The organism is Oxalicibacterium faecigallinarum, from assembly GCF_014635705.1.
Lineage (GTDB): Bacteria > Pseudomonadota > Gammaproteobacteria > Burkholderiales > Burkholderiaceae_D > Oxalicibacterium > Oxalicibacterium faecigallinarum.
In genome coordinates, this window is record NZ_BMDI01000001.1 from 1,613,698 (window position 1) to 1,636,712 (window position 23,015).

The following is a 23,015-nucleotide window of genomic DNA, read 5'->3' on the forward strand; positions in this document are numbered from 1 at the left end:
CATGACAGATCAACCCGCTACCGCTCGTCATGCTGTCGATGCCATTGTCATCGGTGCATCTGCTGGTGGCATTGACGCACTGCTCAAGATCCTTTCCGGCCTGCGACAGGATTACCGCTTGCCAGTAATCGTCGTGTTGCACCTGCGTGACGACCGCGACAGCAGATTGGCTGAAGTGTTTAGTCAGCACGTCGGCATGACGGTAAAACAGGCACAGGATAAGGAACCTGTTTCGGCGGGCGTACTCTACTTCGCAGGACCCGGCTATCATCTATCAATCGAAACGGATTTCCGTTTTTCGTTGAGTGGTGAAGATCCTGTCCATTTTTCACGACCGGCCATCGATCTTTTGATGTCCTCTGCCGCCGATGCCTACGGCAATCGTCTGGCCGGTATTTTGCTGACGGGTGCCAACGAAGATGGCGCGGACGGTTTGGCCAGCATCAAGGCCGCCGGTGGCCTGACCATCGTGCAAGACCCGCAGGAAGCACAGGTTTCCGTCATGCCGCAGGCCGCCATCCGTCGCCGCCTGCCCGATCATATTCTCCGCCTGCAGGAAATCAGGCAGCTGCTAACCGAACTGGGACAATCCTGATGCCTACGCAAAACAAGTCGAAGTTACTGATCGTCGATGATCTGCAGGAAAATTTGCTGGCCCTGTCGGAAATCATCAAACAGGACGATCGCACGATCTATCAGGCTTCTTCGGGTGAAGAAGCGCTGTTTCTTTTGCTTGAACATGAATTTGCCCTCGCCATCCTTGATGTCAACATGCCCGAGATGGATGGTTTTGAACTTGCCGAGCTGATGCGCAGTACCGAAAAAACCAGGCACGTGCCAATCGTTTTTGTCAGCGCTGCCGGCAAGGAACAGAACTACGCGTTCAAAGGTTACGAGACCGGCGCAGTGGATTTTCTGCACAAGCCGCTCGATATCTGCGCGGTACGCAGCAAGGTCAATGTCTTTGTCTCCTTGTATCAGCAACGCAATCAGGTCAAGCATCAGGTCGAGGCACTGGAGAAAAGCCGGCAGGAACTGCATGCCACGCAGGCGGAGTTGCAACGCTCGCTGCGCATGCGTGACGAGTTCATGTCCATGGTCGCACACGAACTGCGCACCCCGCTCAACACGCTGTTTCTCGAAACACAGATGCGCAAGATGCAACTGGAAAAAGGCAAACTCGATGCTTTCAGCGAACCACAATTGCAACGTATGGTGGCGCGAGATGAACGCCAGATCAAAAGCATGGTGCGTCTGATCGACGACATGGTTGACGTCTCGCGTATCCGCAGCGGCAAGCTGTCGATCCGTCCATCGGAAACAGAACTGTCTGCACTATTGCAACGTGTCGTCAGTGACCTGTCCCATCAGGCCAATAGTGCTGGCTGCGAGGTCACCCTGCATGCCGACGTCAAAGCAAACGGTATCTGGGATGAGTTCCGTGTTGAGCAGGTGATCGTCAATCTGCTGACGAACGCCTTCCGTTATGGTGGCAGTAAGCCGGTGACGGTAACGCTGACGCGCAATGATAACGTTGCAGAAATCACGGTGCGCGATCAGGGCAATGGCATCACGCTGGCAGACCAGCATCGCATCTTTGAACCTTTTGAACGTGCCAATACCAAGGTGGGTTCTGGCCTGGGTCTTGGCCTGTATATTGCGCGCCAGCTGGCAGAGGCACATGGCGGGTCACTGCAGGTGGAAAGCGCTTATGGAGAAGGCGCTGCCTTTACGCTTTCGTTGCCTTTTCGGAATGGTTTGATACAACAATAACAATGCGGTAATCACACGGAGCGGCTGCGACCAACGGTCGTAACCATCTTTGACATTACTTTAAAGAAAACTTGAGAACCCGGTTGCTATAATCAATTCATCACGAGATCAGAAACCATCCGGGTATCATCATGCGTTATCTTCTATGCATCATTGCTGTTCTGATCAGCTTCCAGGCTGTTGCCGGTGATGCGCCACGTCGCAGCATCAGCAAGAATCCGCAGATCGCCATCCAGCTTTCCATCGCCAATCCGTGCCTGAATTCGCATTATGCCCATCTCAAGACCTGCCAAGGGCAACTCACGCAGCATGTCGTTGAAAGCACGCAGCAAATTCCTCTGCGCACCAGTACCGGCGAAATCGTGACGGAAACGCCATCCGGTTCTTATCTCGTTCGCACTACCGACTACTACTGATCAGATTCAGTCATACGTCAGCGTGACGACAATCGTATCCGCATAGGTGCCCGGCACCAGCGTCGTTTGCCCTGCGGTGATACGTCCATACGTATCGTATTTCACTGTCAGCGTTCCCAGCAGATTCAATAACACATTGCCTGAAACATTCGGCGCTCCCGTCGTGCCATCGCCCCATACCGTTGTGCGATTCGTATCGGAATAGATGTTGTAGTACAGATTCCGCGTGCCGTTGATCATCTTGCGGTTAGTCAGTGTGCCGGCGCCACTACTGAGCGCAATCCGGAACGGAATCAACAAGCCTGCCGCACCATTACACGTCATCGTGACCGAGCCGGTCGCATCTTGCGCCAGTCCCGGCAAGGGATCGAATGAACCGAATGCAATCGGGGTCGCGGACACATTGCAACTGCAGAGTGGCGCAAGACACAGCGCAGATGCCTGTTGCGATAGTCCAAACAACAGACCGGCGAATATCCATTTTTTCATGATCAGTTTTCCTGACAAATCAATGTGCCCAGATCGGCAACGGTTTCCGGTGCATCCTTCAATTCAACACCCAGCGTACAGGCACGTCTGCCAAAGGCCGACAAAGTGACGCGTTTATCCGCACTGCTGATGAATACCTTGCCGTCGAAACCGACGACCACTTCATTCTCAATGCCTGTCATGATCATCAACGTGCCCGGCGGCAGATTGGTACCATCACGATAGGTCATGCGCGCTACTGCCGAATACATGCGCCGTACCGGAAAGTCGATGGCAATCCCGCTGCGCATGGCTGGCGTGACATTGATTTCCAGATTATCAATCTCGGCATCGAACGGCAGATCCGCCTGATCCACGCTGACACGATTGCGCTGATAACCGCGCAATCCCGTAACGAAGGCATAGCCGTTGCGTCCGGTCGTTGCCACTTTCTGGTTATCCCGTAACACACTGACACCCGGATAGTCCCCAACCTTTACCACTGCAAAACTGTCGTCGATCTGACGCGTCGGATAAACGCCGCCTCCCAGAAAGGCAACCGAACCCGCCGCCCCCAGACGATAGGCACTCGACATGCCTTCGGCGCCAGCGACACCAGCCGTCAGACGCGAATAAGCATTGTTGAACGTACCGAGCGCGTTATAACGTCGTGCCGACCCTTCTTCCGCACTGATCTGATAACCGTAGCCGGGCCCGGTGGGCACATTGCGCTGCAATTGCAAGGCTGTGAAGGATTGCTCATCCTGCTTGGAATGAATCATCGACACGCTGTCGCGCAAACCCAGTGCGTGAATCAGCGTAAAGGCAATAGACGTCCCACGACTGTCGCCCATTTGCCGGGTTGCCACAAGGCTGTAATAGGTGCGTGCGCCAATACTACGGCTATAGCTGACGGTTGCAATCCGATTGTCCTGATCCTGCCAGGTTGTCTGTTGCGCGTAACTCGCCCCCAGCCCGCCACCCATGAATGGCATACCGACACCGAGTGCAGTGGTCATTCTCGTGGTGCGCCCTTCGATCTCACCCAGTTGTGCAAACTCGCGACTGGCGTAACGTGTGCTCAAGTTGCCGCTGAAATCCGATGCCTGCCTTTCAAAGCTGAACCCCGATGACCAGCCATTGCCCGCATCGGAACGACTGCCCGCGCCTTGCAGACTCAGCGTGCCGGCCGTCCCCAACAACCAGGTTCCGCCAAGCGCCAGCATCTGCTGTGATGCCAGTACCTCGCCACGCAGTTCTCTGGTAAAGGTCGGTGAAATACCAAGCCGCTCGGTACCGGCGGCAAAGGTACGTCCGTAACGATTGCTCAGAAACCCGTAGTCTTCACGAATACGTCCTGCCTCCAGAGAAAAATCGCGTAATCCGGGCTTCAGCAAAGACTGACTGGCGTAGTACGGCTGGGTGATGATTTGCTCGCGCCCGAGCACGTCACGCACCGCCATGCGAATCTCCCCCTTACCCGTCACCAGTGGCACGTTGGCCAGATCGAAGGGACCAGCCGGCACATTGGCCTGTGAGCCATAGTTGTTGTTGATGTAAAGATCGAGCGTTGATGGCAATGCTGCCTCGCCACGAATGACAGGCAAGGCCAGTGTTGAAAATCCGGGTGTCAGCCCGAAGTTGGTTCCCCAGCGCACCCCGCCAAAGCGTACCGAACGACCTAGCGTGCCGCTTTGGCTGATCGCATCGCCCAGCCATATGCTCTGGCGGCGCTCAGGTATGTCGATGGTCCACGTCGTATCCAGACGCACATTACTGTCGGCACCACCAATTGCATTCCCTCGATACAAGGCGGATTGCGATCCGGTTCCCCATTTACCGAAAACCGAAAGCGCATAGAAACCGGAGTAGCGTGTGCTGCCATTCGCGTGATCGGCTTGCATATCGTAGTTGAAGAAGCCGCCTGGCGGCGATTCTGTCACTGCAGGCGTAGCATCCCCTGTCAACGCCACCTTGTGCGCACTGAACGCGTCCGCACGCGCCACGATGACCAGCGTTTGGGTGCGGGTATCGACCTGCCATTTTAGAAAAGGCAGATCATTGAGCCGAATGTAGTTGACGCCATTGATGACAGCCTCGTGTGCTGACGATGCCGACATATTCCACGCTGCCAGATCCTGTCTGGAAACGGCCAGATCGTTATTGGCGAACTGTAAGGCCTCGATCGTATCGTCGCGCTCGATTCCGTTGATCGACACCGCGAGTACCAGTACTTCCGGTGGCGGGTCGGTCAGGACTTGCGCAGTCTGCATCGGAGCTAGCGCTTGCGGTGCGATGCGTACATTTGCCTGCGCCAGCGGTGGTGGCATGGTTTTCTTTCTCGAACCGGCTGTTGGCGAAGGAGGCATCTTCAACTCACGCGACAAAATCAGCTTCTTGTCTTCGTCCAGACGCACACCTTCCTCGCCTGTTGTCTGAGCACAAACAAGAGGCGAGGAAGCCGCCAGTACGGCAAGCAGACAGCATCGGCGCATCTAGTCGCCTTTGTTGAGTTCCGTGGAAATATACTGTGGGCCACGATCCGTAAACACCTCCAGGGTGACTGGCTGTCGCGGCAAGGAACGCTGCTGTGCCTGCTTTAGATTGAATGAACGGGATTCGCCGGGAAACAGCACCGCGCCCTCGGTGGTCGATGCCAGCGGTACGCCGCCGCTTTTGCCATCATCGGCACGCAACTTGATGCTGCCGACCTTGTAATGCACGTTACCGCGATTCTGCAACTTGACGATGACATTGCCCTTGGCATCCGACTTGACGTCCCACTGCTCGTCAAATTTCACCTGATTGGGTGCCACATAAATCGGCAAGCGCATCGCCACCAGCACGCGCACCGTCGTACCCGCTGCTGGCGCTTCTTCTCGTACCACAGGCACTTCACGCAACACGAGGCGATAGGTTGCTTCGACGGGCTGATCGTTAGGACGACGCAAACCGACACGCACGATCTGACTCTGCCCCGGCTCGATCGTGAATACCGCAGGGTTGACCATCACGTCATTGGTCTCGCCATCCTGGTCCACGCCGTCAACACGTTTCCATGCGATTGCCTCTGCCTGCATCGTCACGGCATCCGTACCGCTGTTGACGATGCTGACCGTTGTCCGGTTGACGGCGCCACCCATATGGATCGCCACCGGCGTCACGCCCAGATTGGCTGCCCACAAGGACTGTGATGCAAAGGCAAGGAATAAGACAAGCGCGTGCTTCAGGGACATCCGGACCATGTAGTTTCCTGTTTTTAGTAGGTAATCGTCACTGTCACCGTATCGGTATAGCTACCAGGCACTGCACCAGTCAACGATGGCAGACGACCATAAATGCTCAACGTCTGATTGCCGCCGGAGCCAGTACCTGGAACCGTACTGCTGCTGGTGCCGTTACCCCATACCGTCGTACGGGAAGAATCCGTGTAAAGCTGATAACCGAGTGTGCTCGAACCATTCTTGATCGCACGCGAGGTAAAGTTGGTGGCACCACCTGCGTTGGTACCGGCACTCAATGCCACCGTGTAAGGCGTCGTGTTGCTGCAAGCCACCGTCAAGGTCGAAGTCGAATCCAGCGGCACGCTCGCCGCGATCGGATCGATGTTGCTACCGAAGTTCAGCGTCGTACCGGCAACGGTACACGAACTCAGGACAGTCGCCGTCACCTGAAAGGTACTGGAGGCGGTGGCCGACCAGGACGCACTGCTCACGAGAGCGACAGAACACACAACGGCTGCTTTCAACAACTTGGACATTTGCTACTCCTGTATTTGACTGATTAGTTTGCCTTGCCGGATTCGACCAGGGTCTTAATCCGGGCAAGCACATTTTCAATACCGTTACTCTTGTCGTAGAAGCCATTTGCACCCAACGTCACACTCATCTTTCGGTACTGCTCATGAGTCTGGTTGGTGACGACAAATATTTCAGCGGTATTGCCAGAAGCGCGTAGTTGTTTCAACACGTTGAAACCATTGCCTGGTGACAGATTAACGTCCAGCACCACGATATCTGGCTGCAAGGCCGGTATCATGTCCAGCGCCGCCTGTTCCGACTCGGCTTCGCCGACCACCTTGACTTCCGATACCGATTCGAGCAACGCGATAAAGTGTTTCCGTATCACTGCAGAATCTTCAACGACCACAATCTTCATAAAGCACTCCCGATGAGTCTTCAGATTAAACATCGGGATACTTTCTTGTAAGAAGGCAATAACGATGACGATTGACAGGCCTTTCCACCACGACATGTCAGGAAATCCCTACAGGTCACTTCCAGCCAACGACAACTAAGGCTCTACTCCCTCTCAGTCAAACCGTGCTGCACACAGTATTTGGTCATTTCAATCTTGTTCTTCCATCCCGTCTTCTGCAGAATGCGTGCGGTATAGGTGCTCACCGTCTTGGCAGAGACATGCATGCTCTCGCCGATTTCATTGGCACCTTTACCCGCTGCCAGCAGCAGCATCACGCGATATTCCTGCGGCGATAATTGTTCGTGCGGTAGCTGATCAAGTTGCTTGCCGCCCAGAATATCCAGCAGTCGATCTGCCATGCTGGGGGTGACATAGCGCTTGCCGGCGAGGATACGCTCGATCGCGGTGACCAGTTCCTCTGCCGCGAGGTCCTTGGGCAGATAACCGACCGCGCCCATCTGCAACACGCGCGCCGCATAGACAGACTCGGCGTTCAGACTCAGCACCAGAATCGGGACTTCCTTGGCTACGCGCAGCATCTTTGCCACGCCTTCCGTACCGCTCACATCCGGCAAGCTCAGATCAAGAATGACAATATCCGGCTTGATTTCGGCAAATCGTGTCACTGCCTTGGCAACGGAATCAGCCTCTCCCACTTCGGCATCGGACCATTTGTTGACAATCAACTGACGTATACCAAGCCGCATGATGGGATGATCATCAACAATCAGGCACTTCATGCATGCTCCTCAACGTGTACTGGCAGCGTAACAACAATCATGGTGCCCTTGCGTGCTGCGGGACCAAACTGAAAATTCCCGCCCGCCAGTGCAGCGCGTTCACGCATATTGCGCACACCACTGGCATCACTGCGTATTGGCTGCGGGCCAATGCCGTTATCCGTGATCGCAAAACGATACTGCTCATGCTCATCCAAGCCACCTTCGACGAGAATGCTGTCCGCCTTGGCATGTCGCAAGATGTTGGTTGCCGCCTCTTGCAGGATGCGAAACAGCTGATTGGCCTGCAAGGCAGTCAGCACACTGTCGTGTTCGATCACAACCGTCATCTTCGGCCCACCGCGTTTGCAGTACTGCTGAGCATAATGTTCAACCGCGGCAGCCAATCCGAAATCATCGAGTAATGCGGGACGCAGCTCGGATGAGATGCGCCGCGAGACGACAATCCCTTCATCCAGTAATTGCGTGAATTCTTCTAACTTCTCCTTGACGACTTCTGGCGGCGCGTCTTTCACGCCAAGCATGACCAGCTTCAGCGAGGTAAAAACCTGCCCCAGTTGATCATGAACTTCACGCGCAAGCCGGCGCCGTTCCGATTCGATACTTTCTTCCTGCTCGATGGCAAAGGTCTGGATACGCTGCAGCGCGGTTTGCAATTGCGCCGTGCGCTCATCGATCCTCTCTTCCAAGGTGATATTAATCCGACGCAGTTTTTCCTGTGCCTGGTCACGAATTCGCTTTTCTCTAATCAACAACACTGCGAGCAACAACATCAGCAATGTTGCGCTGATTGATATCCAGTAATTCAGATTGAAGGACTGTCGCTGCACTTCCCTTGCCAACTGCGTACTACGATCGCTAAATGCCATCTGGTCCGCTTGCAGTTGCCCGATCTCATCACGAATCTTGTCCATGATGAGTTTGCCTTCAACGAACAATGAGGCATTCTGCAAAATCACCTCACCTTTATTACGCCTCTCGTCGATCAGATACGCAGCATGTTGAATGCGCGCCATAACAAGGTGATCCAGATGATCATGTGAATATCGTGTATCCCGATCATCACTTTCCAAAACGGTAATGAGTTGACGATAAGTCTCACCAAACTGCTCGCGAGCTTCTTTGTATGGGGCAAGAAATGCATCATCACCGGTGATGATGAACCCGCGTTGACCTGACTCCACATCTTTCAACAACGACATGGTCTCAGTCAGCAGTATGGAGTTCTGAAGAGCAGAACGAGCAGCATCATTATGTAATTTGATCTGCTCAATACTTTCCAACCCGCGTTGCGCGGTATAGATAAACGACGCCATCCCCAGCAACAGAAGGACAATGGCAATATTCGTATAGGGAAGATTAGAAATAATTTCCTTGATCCGCGTAGACTCGGCGCGATCTCGATTTCTCATGTCATCCTCTTATAGCGGCGCCCTCACAAAATTGTGAAAAGACAATACAAACACGCTTGGCTTCTTTCTTGCATTCATTGTGCGAGTTTTGCCGCATTACACCCATCCCATATTCATGGTAGTTACGCTTGAGCATCACGGGAAAGCAACATTTTCCCTATAAAAAATGCGCCGCCGGCGCACCTTTTATTTAAATGATCTTTTTGCGAGTTCACCCGAGGGCAAACTCATAACAAGTGATCAAGCATGTCCGGCCCAAATACCTCCCGATGAAGGCGACTGATCGGCACCCCCGCCTTCAATAGTTCAGTCCATTGCATTTGCATGAAGGGCAATGGTCCACATAGATAAACATTGGTATTTTGCTTATCCCATGCTGGCAATTGATGTAGTTGCATACGGCCAGCCAACGTTTCTGACGCCGCATCCACTTCGCCTTCCTCATAGAACGTCATGACACGCAAATTAGGCATGCGCGTTTGTGCCTGTGCGACATCATGCCGATGCGGATGATGTCCAGCATGACGCGCGGCATGGGCAAAGATCACTCTTCGGTTAGGCTGTGTGCGGGCAAGGCAATTCAGCGTTGCAATCATGGGGGTAATGCCAACGCCAGCAGACAGCAGTACGATCGGCGCATCGGATTGCGTGTCTGGCTGAAACTCGCCAAACGGCTTACTGATCTGGAGCGTACTTCCCACCTGGACGTTGTCATGCAACCAGTTGGAGACTGCGCCTGCGGGCGTATCTCCGCCCGTTTCGCGTTTGACCGAGATACGCAAATGCGCTTGATCCGGGGCATCCGACAAACTGTATTGACGCAGTTGTCTGATGCCACTCGGCAGCGACACCGCCACACTCACGTATTGTCCAGGCTTGAAATCAGGCAGCGGGGTTTCGTCGGCAGGCACCAGCACAAACGATTTGACCTGTTCACTTTCGTTTCTGATTTCAATGACACGCATGGCAAATAAGGCACCGGGTTCGATCCCTGCCTGCGCATACAGTTTGGCCTCTTCATCAATCAGTGCCTGTGCCAGCAATCCATACGCTTCCGCCCACGCGGCGAGCAACTCCGGCGTCGCGGCATCACCCAGTACCTGCTTGATCGCCGCGAGCAAATGCGTGCCGACGATTGGATAATGCGCCGCGGTCACACCGAGCGACACGTGCTTGTGGACGATGCGCGTAATCACGGGCGTTAGCGCTGCACCGTTGTCAATGTTGGCTGCATAAGCAAACACGGCTGAAGCCAGTGATTGCTGCTGTGTACCATTTGCCTGATTGCCTGCATTGAAAACGTTATGCAATTCAGGATGACTCTGGAACAAGGCTTGGTAAAACGTCGTGGTAATTGCCAGGCCATGCGCGCGAAGAACCGGCACACTGGCAGCGATGTAAGGACGGGATGCTGCAGATAACATGTTCACTCCAATAATTAATGCATTTAAAATGCAACATTTAAGACATCAAAAAAGCCCTTGCGGGCCTTACCTTCTGAAACTTGCGATAACCTAAGCCGCCAATGCACGGTCACCAAGAAAACGCTGATGCATGCGAACAATGTGCTCACCAGTGTTGCCGGACACCACTTCCCCCAGGGTGTATACATCCATCGCCTTGTAAAACGCCTCGACACCTTCACGCAAGGCATGGCGCAAACGGCAATCACCAGACAAGCGGCAGCCAATGCCTTCACAATCGACGACTTCATCGTCGCCTTCCAGCACGCGCAGCACACCGCCGATCTTCAGCGTGGCAGGATCAATCGCCAGACGGATACCCCCATTGCGACCGCGCATGGCATCGATCCATCCCATCTTGGCCAACGTACCAACCACCTTGACCAGATGGTTATGCGGAACATCAAATTGCTGTGCGACTTCCGCCACCGTCACAGAAGACGCACGGGTATCCTTGGCCAGATACATCAGCACACGCAATCCGATATCCGAAAACCTGGTTAGTCTCATTTGCGATCCTTTTCACAACGATTGTATTTAATATGCATTTAATCCGCAACTATTTATCAGAACAGGCCATTTTTCACGATCTGTAGAATGCCTTTTCATTTTTCTGCATTTCCACGCTAGAATCGGTTCATAACAAGGACATACAGTCCATAAATCGGAGACCATCATGCTGCTGCCCCTCATCGGACTTTTTGTCATCTATGCCGTTTCGCACTATCTGATCACAGTGAATCGTCGCGATCTGTTCGCAACCATTCTGGTCATCGGACTTCCCTTCGTCGGTCTGTACTACCTGGGATGGATGTCCTTGTTGTACTGTCTGGCAGGCGCCTATCTGGGCACCAAGGCGGGGCTCAAGAAACTACAACGTGCGACACACACCGTGCGCACCTCTTTCTACACCGATGACGAAGAAGTGCAGAAATAAACACCTGCCCTCTCTGCTCTGCGTGAAAACGGTTCCGCGCTCTTCCTTTCATCGTGCGAGCGCAAGATCCATCCGGATTTTGCGCATGACACAACACTAATCACACATCCTCCAAGCAAGAATTTTGCCAGCACAATTTTCTGCTTATGTCTGCCCATGCTCACTTCTTTCAGGTTGACTGCATGGGTGGCACTGCCTCCGGCTCTGTAAGCCATCTGCGTTGATCCGGATGCGTTACAGGAAGACACCCGTACGTTTGTGTACAGACTGTCTATAATGGGCCCTCTCCTACGCTCACTGAATGTTTCATGCCCGTTTCCCTTGATCATTTGCTCGTTGTCGGCATCTCTTCCCGCGCCTTGTTTGATCTGGAAGCAGAAGAATCCATTTTCCGCACGCAGGGTCTGGAGGCTTATCGCAAGCATCAGATTGACCACGAAAACGAGATATTGAAGCTGGGCGGCGGCTTCGCACTGGTGCGCGCGCTGCTTAAGCTCAATGCACTTGCACCGGATAAGCGCTTGGTGGAAGTCGTTGTGATGTCGCGCAATTCCAGCGAAACATCGCTACGGATTTTCAACTCCATCAAACATTACGACCTCGACATCACGCGTGCGGTGCTGTCGGGTGGCGCCTCTTTGACGCCATACTTGCGGGCTTTCAATGTCAGCCTGTTTCTTTCCCTGCACGAAGACGATGTGCAAGCAGCCATCGATTCCGGCACGGCTGCCGCCCTGCTGTACCAGAAACCGAGCAGTGCGCTCGAAGAACTCGACCAGATCCGCATTGCCTTCGATGGCGATGCTGTCATTTTTTCCGATGAGTCGGAACGTATCTATCAAACCCAGGGCATCGAGGCATTTGAAAATCACGAACGCGAGAATGCATTGAAGCCTTTGCCGGAAGGCCCGTTTGCGCGTTTGCTCAAAGCGATTTCATTCATCCAGCACAACTTCCGGCAGGCGGGTGTACAGAAACCGCCGATTCGTACGGCACTCGTCACGGCACGCTCTTCGCCCGCACACGAACGCGTGATTCGCACGCTGCGTGCATGGGACATCATCATCGATGAAACTTTCTTCATGGGCGGCGTCGCCAAATCGGATGTGCTTGCTGCTTTCCGGCCTCACATGTTTTTTGATGATCAGCCTGGTCATTGCGATCGCGCTTCCACCTTCGTGCAAACAGGTCGCGTACCGCTACGCGGCGAAGTGAAAAGCATCAAGGATTTGCCCACACCATAAAAAAAGCCGCTGTCTCACAGCGGCTTTTTTGTTCAGCATCCCAACAATCATCGATTGTCGAGCGCATCCGCGACACATAGTGCGGTCATGTTGACGATACGGCGCACGGTGGCAGAGGGCGTCAGGATATGCACAGGACTCTTGCAACCCAGCAGAATCGGACCGATAGCCACATTGTTGCCCACCGTCGTCTTCAACAGGTTGTAAGCAATGTTGGCGGAATCGATATTCGGCAATACCAGCAGATTGGCCTCGCCTTTCAATGGCGAATCCGGCATGGTCTTCTTCAACTGATTGAAATTCAAGGCAATATCGCCATGCATCTCGCCATCGATTTCCAGATCGGGGGCCAACTCACGCACAATCGCCAGCACTTCACGCATCTTGAGCGCCGATTCCGTATTGAATGAACCGAAGTTGGAATGCGACAGCAAGGCAACGCGTGGTGTGACACCAAAGCGATGCATCTCTTGCACAGCCAGTAACGTGATTTCCGCCAGTTGTGCTGCGGTCGGATTTTCATTGACGTGCGTATCCACCAGGAACAGCTGGCGATCCTGCAGAATCAGACAGTTCATCGCGCCATAGACATTCGTCCCTTCGCGCTTTCCCAAGACCTGATCAATGTAATGCAGATGCAGATTGTTGGTGCCAAAAGTCCCGCATACCATGCCGTCCGCATCGCCTTTGTGAATCGCCATCGCGCCAATCAGCGTATGACGCCGACGCATTTCGAGGCGTGCGTATTGTTCGCTCACCCCTTTGCGACGCGTCATGTCCAGATAGGTTTCCCAGAAATCGCGATAACGCGTATCGAACTCGGGATTGATCACGGTGAAATCGACATCGGGCTTGATCCGCAAACCATAACGTTCGATCCGCTGTTCCAGCACGGCAGGACGGCCGATCAGAATCGGCTTGGCAAGGCGTTCATCCACGACGACCTGCACCGCACGCAACACACGCTCTTCTTCGCCTTCTGCGAAGACGATGCGTTTTTGCTCGGGTGGTGCGTTCTTGGCGATCTGGAAGATCGGACGCATGAAGGTACCGCTGCGATAGACAAATTCCTGCAGACGATCCGCATACGCATCCATGTCCTTGATCGGACGCGCAGCAACACCGCACTCTTCGGCGGACTTGGCTACGGCCATTGCAATCCGGGTCATCAGACGCGGATCAAACGGCATTGGAATGATGTAATCCGGACCAAAACTCAGATTCGTGATGCCATATGTCGAGGCCACGATATCTGATTGCTCTTCCTGCGCCAGACCTGCGATCGCGTAGGTTGCCGCGATTTCCATTTCACGTGTAATCGTCGTCGCGCCGCAATCAAGCGCACCGCGGAAAATGTACGGAAAACACAGGGCGTTGTTGACCTGATTCGGGAAGTCGGAACGGCCGGTTGCAATCACCGCATCCGAACGGACCGCACGTACCTCGTCCGGCAGGATTTCCGGCGTCGGATTCGCCAGTGCCAGAATCACTGGCTTGTCAGCCATCGCTGCCACCATGGCGGGCTTGAGCACCCCACCTGCAGACAGACCAAGGAAAATATCGGCGCCACCGATCACTTCTGCCAGGGTACGCGCGCTTGTTTTTTGCGCAAACTTCGCCTTGTCCGGATCCATCAGTTCGACACGCCCTTCGTAGACCACGCCACCCAGATCGGTGACGATGATGTTCTCGCGTTTGAAGCCGATATCGACCAGCAACTCCAGACAGGCAAGCGCGGCTGCGCCTGCACCGGACGTCACCAGTTTGGCTGTGGACACTTCCTTGCCGACCACCTTAAGGCCATTGAGGATCGCCGCCGCAACAATGATCGCGGTGCCGTGCTGATCGTCGTGAAAGACCGGAATCTTCATGCGCTCACGCAGATTGCGCTCGATCGCAAAGCATTCCGGCGCCTTGATGTCTTCCAGATTGATGCCACCGAATGTGGGCTCCAGTGCCGCAATGATGTCGCACAGTTTGTCCGGATCGGTTTCGTTGATCTCGATATCGAACACATCAATACCGGCAAATTTCTTGAACAGGACGGCCTTGCCTTCCATCACCGGCTTGGCTGCCTGCGGACCGATATTTCCCAGTCCCAGCACCGCTGTGCCGTTGGTGATGACGGCTACCAGATTGCCGCGTCCCGTGTAGCGATAAGAATCGGCAGGATTAATCGCGATTTCTTCGCATGCAGCTGCCACCCCGGGCGTGTAAGCCAGTGCCAGATCGTGTTGATTGGTGACCTGTTTGGTCGGCACCACCGCGATCTTTCCCGGCTTGGGAAACTCATGATACTCAAGCGCCGCTTGTCTCAATTTCTGGCGCAGCTCTTCTTTCTTTTCCAGGTCCGAATCCATCGTCGACCAACCTTTCTATGTCTTTTTTATGAGAGATGAGGCAATTCATTCTAGCAGAGGGATTTCCACCTATTTTTTTGCCCGGAGCCATCTTTTCACGCCATGCTTGCGCCTGCCTGACAATCCCGATGCGTATAATTGATGTAATTTATATGCATATTTAAATACGTATAAAAGCCGATTACCGATGCGGCGTGGATTAGAATCCTGCCCTTGCGCCAAAAGCATCATGATCGTCGCCTCACGACGACACCTTCCCGGAGAAACAAGCATGAATCCCATCGTCATCATTGGCACCGGCATGTCCGGTTACACCGTTGCCCGCGAATTCCGCCGGCTGAACAAGGACGCGCCACTCGTTCTGATCACCGCCGATCAGGGAGGCGCCTACTCCAAACCCATGTTGTCGAATGCCTTCGCGCAAAACAAGACTGCCGCGCAACTGGTGACACAAAGTGCCGAGCAGATGGCGGCCCAATTGAACGCAGAAATCAAATCGTCCACCACCGTCACCGGCATCGATACCCAAGCAAAAGTCATCGATACCACGTCCGGCAAGATCGAATATGACAAGCTGGTGCTTGCGGTTGGTGCACAACCGATTCGCCTCGATCTCAAGGGGGATGCGGCGCAGGACGTTCTCTCGGTCAATAACATTGACCACTATGCAAAATTACGTGAACGGATTCCGGCGGACAAAACCATGCGTATCGCCATTATTGGAGCCGGCCTGATCGGTTGCGAATTTGCCGACGATCTGTCTGGTGCAGGTCATGCCATCACCCTGATCGACCCGAATACCCGTCCGCTGGCAGCCTTGGCCGCGCCAGCGCTGTCGGAAGGTTTGCAGCAAGCTTTACAGGCACGCAACGTACAGTTCCGGTTCGGCACGGTGGCAGAAAGTGTGAGCCGCAAAGACCAGGCGTTGCAGGTGCAATTGGCAGATGGCACCGTCGTCGATGCCGATATCGTGCTGTCCGCAGTCGGACTGCGCCCGGATCTGCATCTGGCAAAACTGGCCAACCTGCAAACGCAACGTGGCATAGTGGTCGACACCCAGGGAAAAACCAGTGCGCCCGACGTGTTTGCTCTGGGAGACTGTGCCGAGTACACCTTTGCGGACGGCAGCCACCATACGCTGCCATACATCATGCCGATCATGACGGCTGGGCGCGCGATTGCACGTTCACTCAATGGTGAGCCGACAGAGATCGTCATTCAGCCTTCGCCGGTTTTGATCAAAACGCCGAGTTATCCATTGGCACTGATCGCGCCATTGCCCCACTCCGTTGCCAATGGCACCTGGTCCGTCGAAATCGTCGATAACCGCACCGTATGCCGTTTTTACGATGCCGATGGCGTTCTGACCGGATTCGGCGCATCGCCCCATGACAATCCGATCCGTCAGACACTGCTCGGCGAACTCGGTAAAAAAGCCGAAACGGTCTGATCCGCCGTCTGAAACGTCGGTGGATATACGCACGGCCGACAACAGCAATGATGGAGTCGGCGGCACGCTTCTGTACAATCACACCATGCTGTCCGAATTCGATCTCATCGCCCGTTATTTCAAACGTCCAACCCATCGCCCGCATGCGGCACTGGGTATTGGTGACGACTGCGCTTTACTGACGCAAAAATCCGGCATGCAAATGGCGATCTCGACCGACATTCTGGTCGAAGGACGTCATTTCTTTGCTGGTGCCGATCCATGCATGCTTGGGCACAAATCGCTGGCGGTCAATTTGTCTGATCTTGCCGCCATGGGCGCGGAACCCGTCGCGTTTACGCTGGCTTTCTCCTTACCGCATGTCGACGAAAACTGGCTGGAAGCTTTTTCCAACGGGATGTTTGCGCTGGCGGATGCGCACCAATGCGAATTGATCGGTGGCGACACGACCAAGGGCCCGCTCAATATATGCATCACTGTTTTCGGACGTGTACCGATTGGTGAAGCGCTGCAACGCAATGCGGCACTGGAGGGCGACGACATCTGGGTCTCGGGCTCACTGGGTGATGCGCGTCTTGCGCTCGGCGCCTTGTATGGTGATTACGAACTTGCTCCCGGTGTTCTCGATATTGCCGCAACGCGCTTGCATATGCCACAACCGCGCATCGCCTTGGGACTTGCATTGCGCGGCATTGCGCATGCCGCACTTGATCTGTCTGATGGCCTGATCGGCGATCTCGGCCATATTCTGAAAGCATCCAATGTCGGTGCCACGCTGAACGTCGATGCCTTGCCGGCTGGTGCCATGCTGGATGAGCAGGACACCAATCGCCGCCGTCACTTCACGCTGTCGGGCGGAGACGACTATGAACTCTGCTTTACCGCACCTGCTTCAAAACGTGACGCTGTACTGGGTGCGGCACTTGCAGCCGATACACCGGTCACGCGTGTCGGACGCATTGACGCCTCGCCCGGCCTGCGCCTGCAGGACGCCAATGGCACGCCTCTGAATCTGCAGGTCGCCTCTTTCGATCATTTCGCTTCGTCATGACGTCCCCAGCTTCCTCAGAACAACGGGCACCGACAGTGCATCCCAACTCGACCTTCATGCGCCGGCATCCGGCGCACCTGCTGGCGATGGGCTTTGGCAGCGGACTGCCGCGCATCATGCCCGGCACCTTTGGCACCTTGTTCGGCTGGCTGTCGTTCGTTGTGCTCACGTGGCGCTTTCCCGATATCTTCACGCCGTGGGCGTGGGCCTTCTTTATTTCAATTGGATTTATCGTCGGCATCTGGGCTTGTAATGTCACCGGACGCAATCTGGGCGTATCCGATCACGGCAGCATGGTGTGGGATGAAATCATTGCAATCTGGCTGGTCATGCTGTTTGTGATGCCCGCCAGTCTGGGAATGCAATTCGCAGCGTTCCTGATTTTCCGTCTGTTCGACATGATCAAGCCGCCGCCGATCCGGCAAATCGAACGACGTTTCAAGGATGGTTTCGGCGTCATGATCGATGACCTGATCGCAGCGTTTCTGACATTGCTGGTCATCGCGATCTGGATGCGCCTTTAAGCTGGAGACATCATGTCCGACATCATTGTCCTTGCTACCGAACTGGGCCTGCTTCTCAAACAACGTCAATGGATGTTATCGACGACCGAGTCCTGTACAGGCGGCGGTGTGGCGGCAGCGATCACCGACATTGCCGGTTCGTCCGCATGGTTCGATTGCGGATTTGTGACCTATTCCAATGCTGCCAAGATGCGCTTACTGCAAGTGCCGGAAAGCACGCTGGCCGCCTACGGTGCGGTCAGTGATGAAACTGCCGCCGCCATGTGCCAAGGTGCCCTCGCCAACAGTCAGGCGACCGTGGCACTTTCAACCACCGGCATTGCCGGCCCGGATGGCGCCGTACCGGGCAAACCCGTCGGTACCGTGTATTTTGGCTGGGCAATTGGGGACAAGGTCACAACCCAGCGCATGCAATTCAGCGGCGACCGACAAGCCGTACGCGCACAGAGTGTCGTACATGCCCTGCAAGGTATGCTGGATCGCTTGAAACAAGACTGACGCACATCGCCTCGATCTGCAATAAAAAAACGGCGACAACCGCAGGATGGTTGTCGCCGTTTTTTGCAACCAACAATCAATTGCGATATTGATTGATTGCATCACGCGTCTCTTGTGCCACGCGGCGTGCCGCTGCAGCGAAATCTTCACCTTTCGCGTCATACGCTTTTGCATACAAAATCGCGCGTGAGGAATTGATCATCATGCCCGCACCTGCCGCAGTACGGCCGGCTTCCACCGTTGCCTTGATATCGCCACCTTGCGCGCCAATTCCCGGAATCAGCAAGGGCATATCGCCAACCAAGGCACGCACCTGCGCCAGTTCGTTCGGGAAGGTCGCACCGACGACCAAACCACACTGACCATTGGTATTCCACTTTTCGGCAACCAGCTTGGCAACGTGGTGATACAGCGGCTTGCCATCCACATTCAGGAACTGCAGATCGGAGCCGCCCGCATTGGAGGTACGGCACAGGATAATCGCGCCACGATCCTTCCATTCAAGATAAGGTTGTACCGAATCGAATCCCATGTACGGATTGACCGTCACGGCATCGGCACCATAGCGTTCGAATGCTTCACGCGCATATTGCTCGGCCGTCGCGCCAATGTCGCCACGCTTGGCGTCCAGCACAATGGGAATCGCCGGATAATTGGTGCGGATGTATTTGCAGATTTCTTCCAGTTGCTCTTCGGCACGCAAGGCGGCAAAGTAGGCAATCTGTGGTTTGAAGGCGCAGGCTGTTGCCGCCGTGGCATCAATGATGGCTTTGCAAAACTGGACTATTGCATCCGGCTTGCTGTGCAGATGTACCGGAAATTTAGCCGGGTCCGGATCCAGTCCCACGCAAAGCTGAGAATTGCTGGCAACCGAGACGGCAGAGAGTTTGTCGATGAAGGTCAAGATCGGGCTTTCAGATTTTCTGGCTGCCGCTATTGTACCGTGCGCACCCGGCAACCATGTCACCGAGGTTGACAGTGGAGTACTATTGAAACCTTGCTACTTCGGCATCACCTATCCGTCACTCTTGCTCTTCAACAGGAAAAACAATATGAACAAGCTGATCAAATGGCTGACGATTGCTCTCTTTGCAAGTCTGCTGAGTGCCTGCGGTTATAACGATTTTCAGGCCAAGGACGAAGCGACCAAGGCAGCCTGGGGCGAAGTCGTCAATCAGTATCAACGTCGCGCCGATCTGATTCCCAATCTAGTCAATACTGTCAAAGGCTATGCGTCGCACGAACGCGAGACCTTTGAAGCCGTCACCAAGGCACGTGCGGCTGCGACCAGTATTCAGGTCACACCGGAAGTTCTGAATGATCCGCAAAGTCTTGCGCGATTCCAGCAAGTACAGGGCGAACTGTCGTCCGCGCTGGCACGCCTGATGGCCATTTCGGAAAACTATCCGCAACTCAAGGCGGATACCAGTTTCCGTGATCTGCAATCGCAGCTGGAAGGTACCGAGAATCGCATCACCGTGGCCCGCCAGCGTTACATCGCCGCCGTGCAGGACTACAACGTGCTTGCACGTAGCTTTCCGACCAATCTGACGGCCAAGGTATTTGGCTATCCTGTCAAACCGTCCTTCATGGTGGAAAACGAAAAAGCGATCTCGACACCACCCGCAGTCAGCTTCGATAAATAATCTGCGCCATGACATTTTTTCGGCATTTGCTGACCGGTTTGTTGCTGTGCCTATGCCTGTCTGCCACCGCGCAGCATCTGGATGCCGGACTGGCACCCGTACCACCACTGCAAGCTAGAGTGACCGACCAGATCGGCATGCTCAACATCGGCCAGCGCAATGCACTGGAAAATACGCTGGCAGCATATGAACAACGCACCGGCAATCAGATCGCCATCCTGCTCGTGCATTCCACTGCTCCCGAAACCATCGAGCAGTACAGCATCCGCGTTGTCGACACATGGAAGCTGGGGCGGAAAGGCGTCGATGACGGTGTCTTGCTTTTGGTCGCCAAGGGAAACGCCGGTGCTGCCGGTCGCTTGCGCATCGAGACCGGCCGTGGCGTACAAGGTGTCCTAACCGATGCGCAATCCAAACGCGTACTGCAGGACGTGATTGCACCGCATTTTCAGCAGAATGATTTTTATGGCGGGCTTGCCGCAGGCGTCGCCGCCATTACCAGCCTGCTGGACACGGAAACCTTTGCCGCACCAACCAGACAGGCAGACACGCGCACGGGTAGCACGCTGGTCGATGCGCTGATTCCTTTCGTTTTCTTTGCGTTCTTTTTTCTGATAATCATGATCCGCCAGCGTAACGGTCGTCGCTATCCGACACATCGCCAGGATGACTGGGGGCATGCCGCTGGTGTCATTCTGGGTAGCGGCATTGGCATGGGACAGCGCCACCGTGGCGGCGGCAGCTTTGGCGGTGGTTTTAATGGTGGCGCTGGTGGCGGGTTTTCGGGGCGTGGTGGTGGCTTCGATGGCGGCGGCGCATCCGGTAATTGGTGATCCATGCTCAGACGACTGATCCGACATCTGCTGACAACACAATCCAGTGGCCGCAAGCATTTCCCCTGTGCGACGCTGCAAGCGATTCAGGCAGTCATTGCCGAAGGAGAAACTGTCCATCGCGCCGAAGTCCGCCTCATCATCGAGCCTGCCTTGGCATGGCCTGAGCTTCTGGAGCGGCAGACTTCACGCATGCGTGCACATGATCTGTTCAGTCAATATCGCATTTGGGATACCGAAGAAAATTGCGGCATTCTGGTTTACATCAATCTTGCCGATCATCAGGTTGAGATCATCGCTGACCGCGGCATCAATTGCTGCGTCTTGCCAGACGAGTGGAAGGAAGTCTGTCAAACAATGACGCAAGGGTTTGCCAAAGGTGACTATCACGAAGCCACTTTGCGCGGCCTACGGTATCTCAACACGATTTTGCAACGCAGGTTTCCGGAACAAAAGGCACTGCAGTCTGCACCGCCCAATCAGTTATCCGACGCACCTATTTTTTTATAGGGATCGTCAGAAACTGTCATGCGTCCCGCGCGTCAGCCATTTTCATGTACCCATTGCAGCAGGGCGTCCTGCGCTGCGCGCCCTGCCTCGGCTCTGGTGTCATTAATGATGCAGACCACCACATAGCGTCTGCCTGACAAAGCCTGCACATAACCTGCAACCGCCCTGACCCCATCAAGAGAACCGGTCTTGATATGGGCACGGCCCGCAACATCGTTGTTGACCAGTCGGCGCCGCATCGTGCCATCCAAACCCACGATCGGCATGGATGAAATGAACTCCGGCATGATCGGCGACTGATATGCCGCGACCAGCATGCGCCCCATTTCCTCCGGTGTGATTTGTTCAATGCGAGACAAACCAGATCCGTTCTCGATTACCAGCTTAGTCGTATCAATACCCTTGCGGCTCAGCCAGGCGCGTACCAGATTCGCGCCAAATTCCGGCGTTGCCGGCACATTGCCGCTCGCTGCCGCCATCGCCAGCAAGACATGACGCGCCATCACATTGTTGCTGAACTTGTTGATGTCACGCACGATTTCCGGTAATGGTGGCGATTGCCACTCGGCGATCTGACGTGCATCAGGCGATACTGCACCTTCCGTCACCACACCGTCGAAACGCCCGCCGACGTCCGTCCATAACTGACGAAAGACCTGACCGAAGTAGGCTGTTGGACTGACGCGATACGGATGCAGATACCAGGTCTTTTCTCCGCAGGCCGCAGGATAAGCGCCATCAAACACCACCCCGTTTGGATTGAACTGCGGTTTCAACGCTGTTTGCCAGTCGCCACAAGCACCACTGGACAATCGCGGCGGCTGCGCATTCGTCCATGCCACGGGTGGATCAAATTGCATGGTGGCCACGCCTCGCGCAGCATCCGGCAAAAAATGCACGCTCATCACGTTGTAGTTCAACAGCAAGGCGTCCGGGCCAACGTTATATGGCTTGAGTGGATAGTCATCGAAAGCGCCGGCATCATGCGGCCTGGCCTGAAACTGACTCCGATCAAGAATCAGATTGCCGCGAATCTCACGAACGCCCGATGCACGAATCTGCCGCAAGAGCTGCCAGAATTTTTCCGTTACCAGCTTGGGATCGCCTTCGCCCCTGATGATCAGATCACCATGCAGTACCTCATCGACCAGCGTGCCGCGAATGTAGGCTTTCGTTTTCCAAGTAAAGGCAGGTCCCAGCAATTCCAGCGCCGCATTGGTGGTCACCAGCTTCATGGTGGAAGCGGGATTGAAGCCAGCTTCGGCATTCAGGGCAATCAGCGGCTTGGGATTCGTGACTTCCTGCACGTAGGCACCGACCGACTGCAAGGGAATCGCGCTGCGCGTCAGCGCATCCGTCATGGCAGAAGGTAGCGATTGCGTCACCTGCGCACTGGCAGGTACTGTGCCGCTGACAACAATCAGGGCAGCGATAATGAGAGGAGAAATTCTTTGAATACGCATGGCATCGAATCGTTGAGTCGAATGCCA

24 protein-coding genes are annotated in these 23,015 nt (G+C 54.8%); 12 read left to right on the plus strand and 12 right to left on the minus strand.

The window, feature by feature from the left end; genetic code table 11:
- Position 1: 1 nt before the first annotated feature.
- The 3 genes from IEV29_RS07670 (at position 2) to IEV29_RS07680 (ending at position 2,189) form a co-directional block, all read left to right on the plus strand.
- Positions 2-595 carry a chemotaxis protein CheB gene (locus IEV29_RS07670; RefSeq protein ID WP_188380616.1) on the plus strand — a complete coding sequence of 198 codons (594 nt, stop codon included), beginning with the start codon at positions 2-4 and terminating at the stop codon, positions 593-595.
- Entirely contained in the window at positions 595-1,773 is a 1,179-nt protein-coding gene (locus IEV29_RS07675) for a hybrid sensor histidine kinase/response regulator (RefSeq protein WP_188380617.1), read from the plus strand. The genes IEV29_RS07670 and IEV29_RS07675 overlap by 1 nt, the downstream gene beginning before the upstream one ends.
- A gap of 131 nt (positions 1,774-1,904) precedes the next feature.
- On the plus strand, positions 1,905-2,189 hold the full coding sequence (locus IEV29_RS07680; protein ID WP_188380618.1) for a hypothetical protein: 285 nt from the start codon (positions 1,905-1,907) through the stop codon (positions 2,187-2,189).
- A 6-nt stretch (positions 2,190-2,195) separates the two neighbouring features.
- Here IEV29_RS07680 and IEV29_RS07685 read toward each other — a convergent pair whose 3' ends face one another.
- The 9 genes from IEV29_RS07685 to IEV29_RS07725 form a co-directional block, all read right to left on the minus strand.
- On the minus strand, positions 2,196-2,678 hold the full coding sequence (locus IEV29_RS07685; protein ID WP_188380619.1) for a Csu type fimbrial protein: 483 nt from the start codon (positions 2,676-2,678) through the stop codon (positions 2,196-2,198).
- 2 nt (positions 2,679-2,680) lie between these two features.
- Positions 2,681-5,152 carry a fimbria/pilus outer membrane usher protein gene (locus IEV29_RS07690; protein WP_188380620.1) on the minus strand — a complete coding sequence of 824 codons (2,472 nt, stop codon included), beginning with the start codon at positions 5,150-5,152 and terminating at the stop codon, positions 2,681-2,683.
- On the minus strand, positions 5,153-5,902 hold the full coding sequence (locus IEV29_RS07695) for a fimbrial biogenesis chaperone (protein ID WP_188380621.1): 750 nt from the start codon (positions 5,900-5,902) through the stop codon (positions 5,153-5,155).
- 14 nt (positions 5,903-5,916) lie between these two features.
- Positions 5,917-6,417: a Csu type fimbrial protein gene (locus tag IEV29_RS07700; protein ID WP_188380622.1), complete on the minus strand. Its 501-nt coding sequence runs from the start codon at positions 6,415-6,417 to the stop codon at positions 5,917-5,919.
- Positions 6,418-6,440: 23 nt separating this feature from the next.
- Positions 6,441-6,911, minus strand: a complete 471-nt coding sequence (locus IEV29_RS07705; RefSeq protein WP_188380623.1) for a response regulator — start codon at positions 6,909-6,911, stop codon at positions 6,441-6,443.
- 47 nt (positions 6,912-6,958) lie between these two features.
- A complete protein-coding gene (locus tag IEV29_RS07710; RefSeq protein ID WP_188380624.1) occupies positions 6,959-7,597 on the minus strand; it encodes a response regulator in 639 nt (212 codons plus the stop codon).
- Positions 7,594-9,009: a CHASE3 domain-containing protein gene (locus IEV29_RS07715; RefSeq protein WP_188380625.1), complete on the minus strand. Its 1,416-nt coding sequence runs from the start codon at positions 9,007-9,009 to the stop codon at positions 7,594-7,596. The genes IEV29_RS07710 and IEV29_RS07715 overlap by 4 nt, the downstream gene beginning before the upstream one ends.
- A 227-nt stretch (positions 9,010-9,236) precedes the next feature.
- Positions 9,237-10,433: an NO-inducible flavohemoprotein gene (gene hmpA / locus IEV29_RS07720; RefSeq protein ID WP_188380626.1), complete on the minus strand. Its 1,197-nt coding sequence runs from the start codon at positions 10,431-10,433 to the stop codon at positions 9,237-9,239.
- 90 nt (positions 10,434-10,523) lie between these two features.
- Positions 10,524-10,982, minus strand: coding sequence for an Rrf2 family transcriptional regulator (locus IEV29_RS07725; RefSeq protein WP_188380627.1), 459 nt, complete (start codon positions 10,980-10,982; stop codon positions 10,524-10,526).
- Positions 10,983-11,148: 166 nt separating this feature from the next.
- Between IEV29_RS07725 and IEV29_RS07730 the strand changes: the two genes are divergently transcribed.
- Positions 11,149-11,409, plus strand: coding sequence for a hypothetical protein (locus IEV29_RS07730; protein ID WP_188380628.1), 261 nt, complete (start codon positions 11,149-11,151; stop codon positions 11,407-11,409).
- A 308-nt stretch (positions 11,410-11,717) separates the two neighbouring features.
- A complete protein-coding gene (locus IEV29_RS07735; protein ID WP_188380629.1) occupies positions 11,718-12,653 on the plus strand; it encodes a 5'-nucleotidase in 936 nt (311 codons plus the stop codon).
- 47 nt (positions 12,654-12,700) lie between these two features.
- Here IEV29_RS07735 and IEV29_RS07740 read toward each other — a convergent pair whose 3' ends face one another.
- Positions 12,701-15,013 carry an NADP-dependent malic enzyme gene (locus tag IEV29_RS07740; protein WP_188380630.1) on the minus strand — a complete coding sequence of 771 codons (2,313 nt, stop codon included), beginning with the start codon at positions 15,011-15,013 and terminating at the stop codon, positions 12,701-12,703.
- A 271-nt stretch (positions 15,014-15,284) separates the two neighbouring features.
- Here IEV29_RS07740 and IEV29_RS07745 point away from each other — a divergent pair, with 271 nt between their 5' ends.
- The 4 genes from IEV29_RS07745 (at position 15,285) to IEV29_RS07760 (ending at position 18,536) form a co-directional block, all read left to right on the plus strand.
- Complete coding sequence (locus IEV29_RS07745) at positions 15,285-16,463, plus strand: NAD(P)/FAD-dependent oxidoreductase (RefSeq protein WP_188380631.1); 1,179 nt, start codon at positions 15,285-15,287, stop codon at positions 16,461-16,463.
- Positions 16,464-16,548: 85 nt separating this feature from the next.
- Positions 16,549-17,514: a thiamine-phosphate kinase gene (gene thiL, locus IEV29_RS07750; protein ID WP_188381119.1), complete on the plus strand. Its 966-nt coding sequence runs from the start codon at positions 16,549-16,551 to the stop codon at positions 17,512-17,514.
- Positions 17,511-18,038, plus strand: coding sequence for a phosphatidylglycerophosphatase A family protein (locus IEV29_RS07755; protein ID WP_229726277.1), 528 nt, complete (start codon positions 17,511-17,513; stop codon positions 18,036-18,038). The genes thiL and IEV29_RS07755 overlap by 4 nt, the downstream gene beginning before the upstream one ends.
- 12 nt (positions 18,039-18,050) lie before the next feature.
- Complete coding sequence (locus IEV29_RS07760) at positions 18,051-18,536, plus strand: CinA family protein (protein WP_188380632.1); 486 nt, start codon at positions 18,051-18,053, stop codon at positions 18,534-18,536.
- Positions 18,537-18,612: 76 nt separating this feature from the next.
- Here the strand turns inward: IEV29_RS07760 and pyrF are convergent, their stop codons facing one another.
- Complete coding sequence (gene pyrF / locus IEV29_RS07765; RefSeq protein ID WP_188380633.1) at positions 18,613-19,440, minus strand: orotidine-5'-phosphate decarboxylase; 828 nt, start codon at positions 19,438-19,440, stop codon at positions 18,613-18,615.
- A 148-nt stretch (positions 19,441-19,588) separates the two neighbouring features.
- On the opposite strand from pyrF, the gene IEV29_RS07770 reads away from it, so the two are divergent.
- Genes IEV29_RS07770 through IEV29_RS07780 form a run of 3 tightly spaced genes read left to right on the plus strand, consistent with a single transcriptional unit; the run spans position 19,589 to position 21,525 of the window.
- Positions 19,589-20,182: a LemA family protein gene (locus IEV29_RS07770; protein ID WP_188380634.1), complete on the plus strand. Its 594-nt coding sequence runs from the start codon at positions 19,589-19,591 to the stop codon at positions 20,180-20,182.
- An 8-nt stretch (positions 20,183-20,190) separates the two neighbouring features.
- On the plus strand, positions 20,191-21,015 hold the full coding sequence (locus IEV29_RS07775; RefSeq protein WP_188380635.1) for a TPM domain-containing protein: 825 nt from the start codon (positions 20,191-20,193) through the stop codon (positions 21,013-21,015).
- A gap of 3 nt (positions 21,016-21,018) precedes the next feature.
- The gene (locus tag IEV29_RS07780) at positions 21,019-21,525 is read left to right on the plus strand and encodes a TPM domain-containing protein (RefSeq protein ID WP_188380636.1); all 507 of its coding nucleotides are present in this window, start codon (positions 21,019-21,021) and stop codon (positions 21,523-21,525) included.
- 32 nt (positions 21,526-21,557) lie between these two features.
- Here the strand turns inward: IEV29_RS07780 and dacB are convergent, their stop codons facing one another.
- On the minus strand, positions 21,558-22,988 hold the full coding sequence (dacB, locus tag IEV29_RS07785) for a D-alanyl-D-alanine carboxypeptidase/D-alanyl-D-alanine endopeptidase (protein ID WP_188380637.1): 1,431 nt from the start codon (positions 22,986-22,988) through the stop codon (positions 21,558-21,560).
- Positions 22,989-23,015: the final 27 nt, after the last annotated feature.

Bases quoted from the DNA above. Each gene is read 5' to 3' on its own strand.
- IEV29_RS07670 (WP_188380616.1), top strand. From the start codon at position 2: ATGACAGATCAACCCGCTACCGCTCGTCATGCTGTCGATGCCATTGTC.
- IEV29_RS07675 (WP_188380617.1), top strand. From the start codon at position 595: ATGCCTACGCAAAACAAGTCGAAGTTACTGATCGTCGATGATCTGCAG.
- IEV29_RS07680 (WP_188380618.1), top strand. From the start codon at position 1,905: ATGCGTTATCTTCTATGCATCATTGCTGTTCTGATCAGCTTCCAGGCT.
- IEV29_RS07685 (WP_188380619.1), bottom strand. From the start codon at position 2,678: ATGAAAAAATGGATATTCGCCGGTCTGTTGTTTGGACTATCGCAACAG.
- IEV29_RS07690 (WP_188380620.1), bottom strand. From the start codon at position 5,152: ATGCGCCGATGCTGTCTGCTTGCCGTACTGGCGGCTTCCTCGCCTCTT.
- IEV29_RS07695 (WP_188380621.1), bottom strand. From the start codon at position 5,902: ATGGTCCGGATGTCCCTGAAGCACGCGCTTGTCTTATTCCTTGCCTTT.
- IEV29_RS07700 (WP_188380622.1), bottom strand. From the start codon at position 6,417: ATGTCCAAGTTGTTGAAAGCAGCCGTTGTGTGTTCTGTCGCTCTCGTG.
- IEV29_RS07705 (WP_188380623.1), bottom strand. From the start codon at position 6,911: ATGTCGTGGTGGAAAGGCCTGTCAATCGTCATCGTTATTGCCTTCTTA.
- IEV29_RS07710 (WP_188380624.1), bottom strand. From the start codon at position 7,597: ATGAAGTGCCTGATTGTTGATGATCATCCCATCATGCGGCTTGGTATA.
- IEV29_RS07715 (WP_188380625.1), bottom strand. From the start codon at position 9,009: ATGAGAAATCGAGATCGCGCCGAGTCTACGCGGATCAAGGAAATTATT.
- hmpA (WP_188380626.1), bottom strand. From the start codon at position 10,433: ATGTTATCTGCAGCATCCCGTCCTTACATCGCTGCCAGTGTGCCGGTT.
- IEV29_RS07725 (WP_188380627.1), bottom strand. From the start codon at position 10,982: ATGAGACTAACCAGGTTTTCGGATATCGGATTGCGTGTGCTGATGTAT.
- IEV29_RS07730 (WP_188380628.1), top strand. From the start codon at position 11,149: ATGCTGCTGCCCCTCATCGGACTTTTTGTCATCTATGCCGTTTCGCAC.
- IEV29_RS07735 (WP_188380629.1), top strand. From the start codon at position 11,718: ATGCCCGTTTCCCTTGATCATTTGCTCGTTGTCGGCATCTCTTCCCGC.
- IEV29_RS07740 (WP_188380630.1), bottom strand. From the start codon at position 15,013: ATGGATTCGGACCTGGAAAAGAAAGAAGAGCTGCGCCAGAAATTGAGA.
- IEV29_RS07745 (WP_188380631.1), top strand. From the start codon at position 15,285: ATGAATCCCATCGTCATCATTGGCACCGGCATGTCCGGTTACACCGTT.
- thiL (WP_188381119.1), top strand. From the start codon at position 16,549: ATGCTGTCCGAATTCGATCTCATCGCCCGTTATTTCAAACGTCCAACC.
- IEV29_RS07755 (WP_229726277.1), top strand. From the start codon at position 17,511: ATGACGTCCCCAGCTTCCTCAGAACAACGGGCACCGACAGTGCATCCC.
- IEV29_RS07760 (WP_188380632.1), top strand. From the start codon at position 18,051: ATGTCCGACATCATTGTCCTTGCTACCGAACTGGGCCTGCTTCTCAAA.
- IEV29_RS07770 (WP_188380634.1), top strand. From the start codon at position 19,589: ATGAACAAGCTGATCAAATGGCTGACGATTGCTCTCTTTGCAAGTCTG.
- IEV29_RS07775 (WP_188380635.1), top strand. From the start codon at position 20,191: ATGACATTTTTTCGGCATTTGCTGACCGGTTTGTTGCTGTGCCTATGC.
- IEV29_RS07780 (WP_188380636.1), top strand. From the start codon at position 21,019: ATGCTCAGACGACTGATCCGACATCTGCTGACAACACAATCCAGTGGC.
- dacB (WP_188380637.1), bottom strand. From the start codon at position 22,988: ATGCGTATTCAAAGAATTTCTCCTCTCATTATCGCTGCCCTGATTGTT.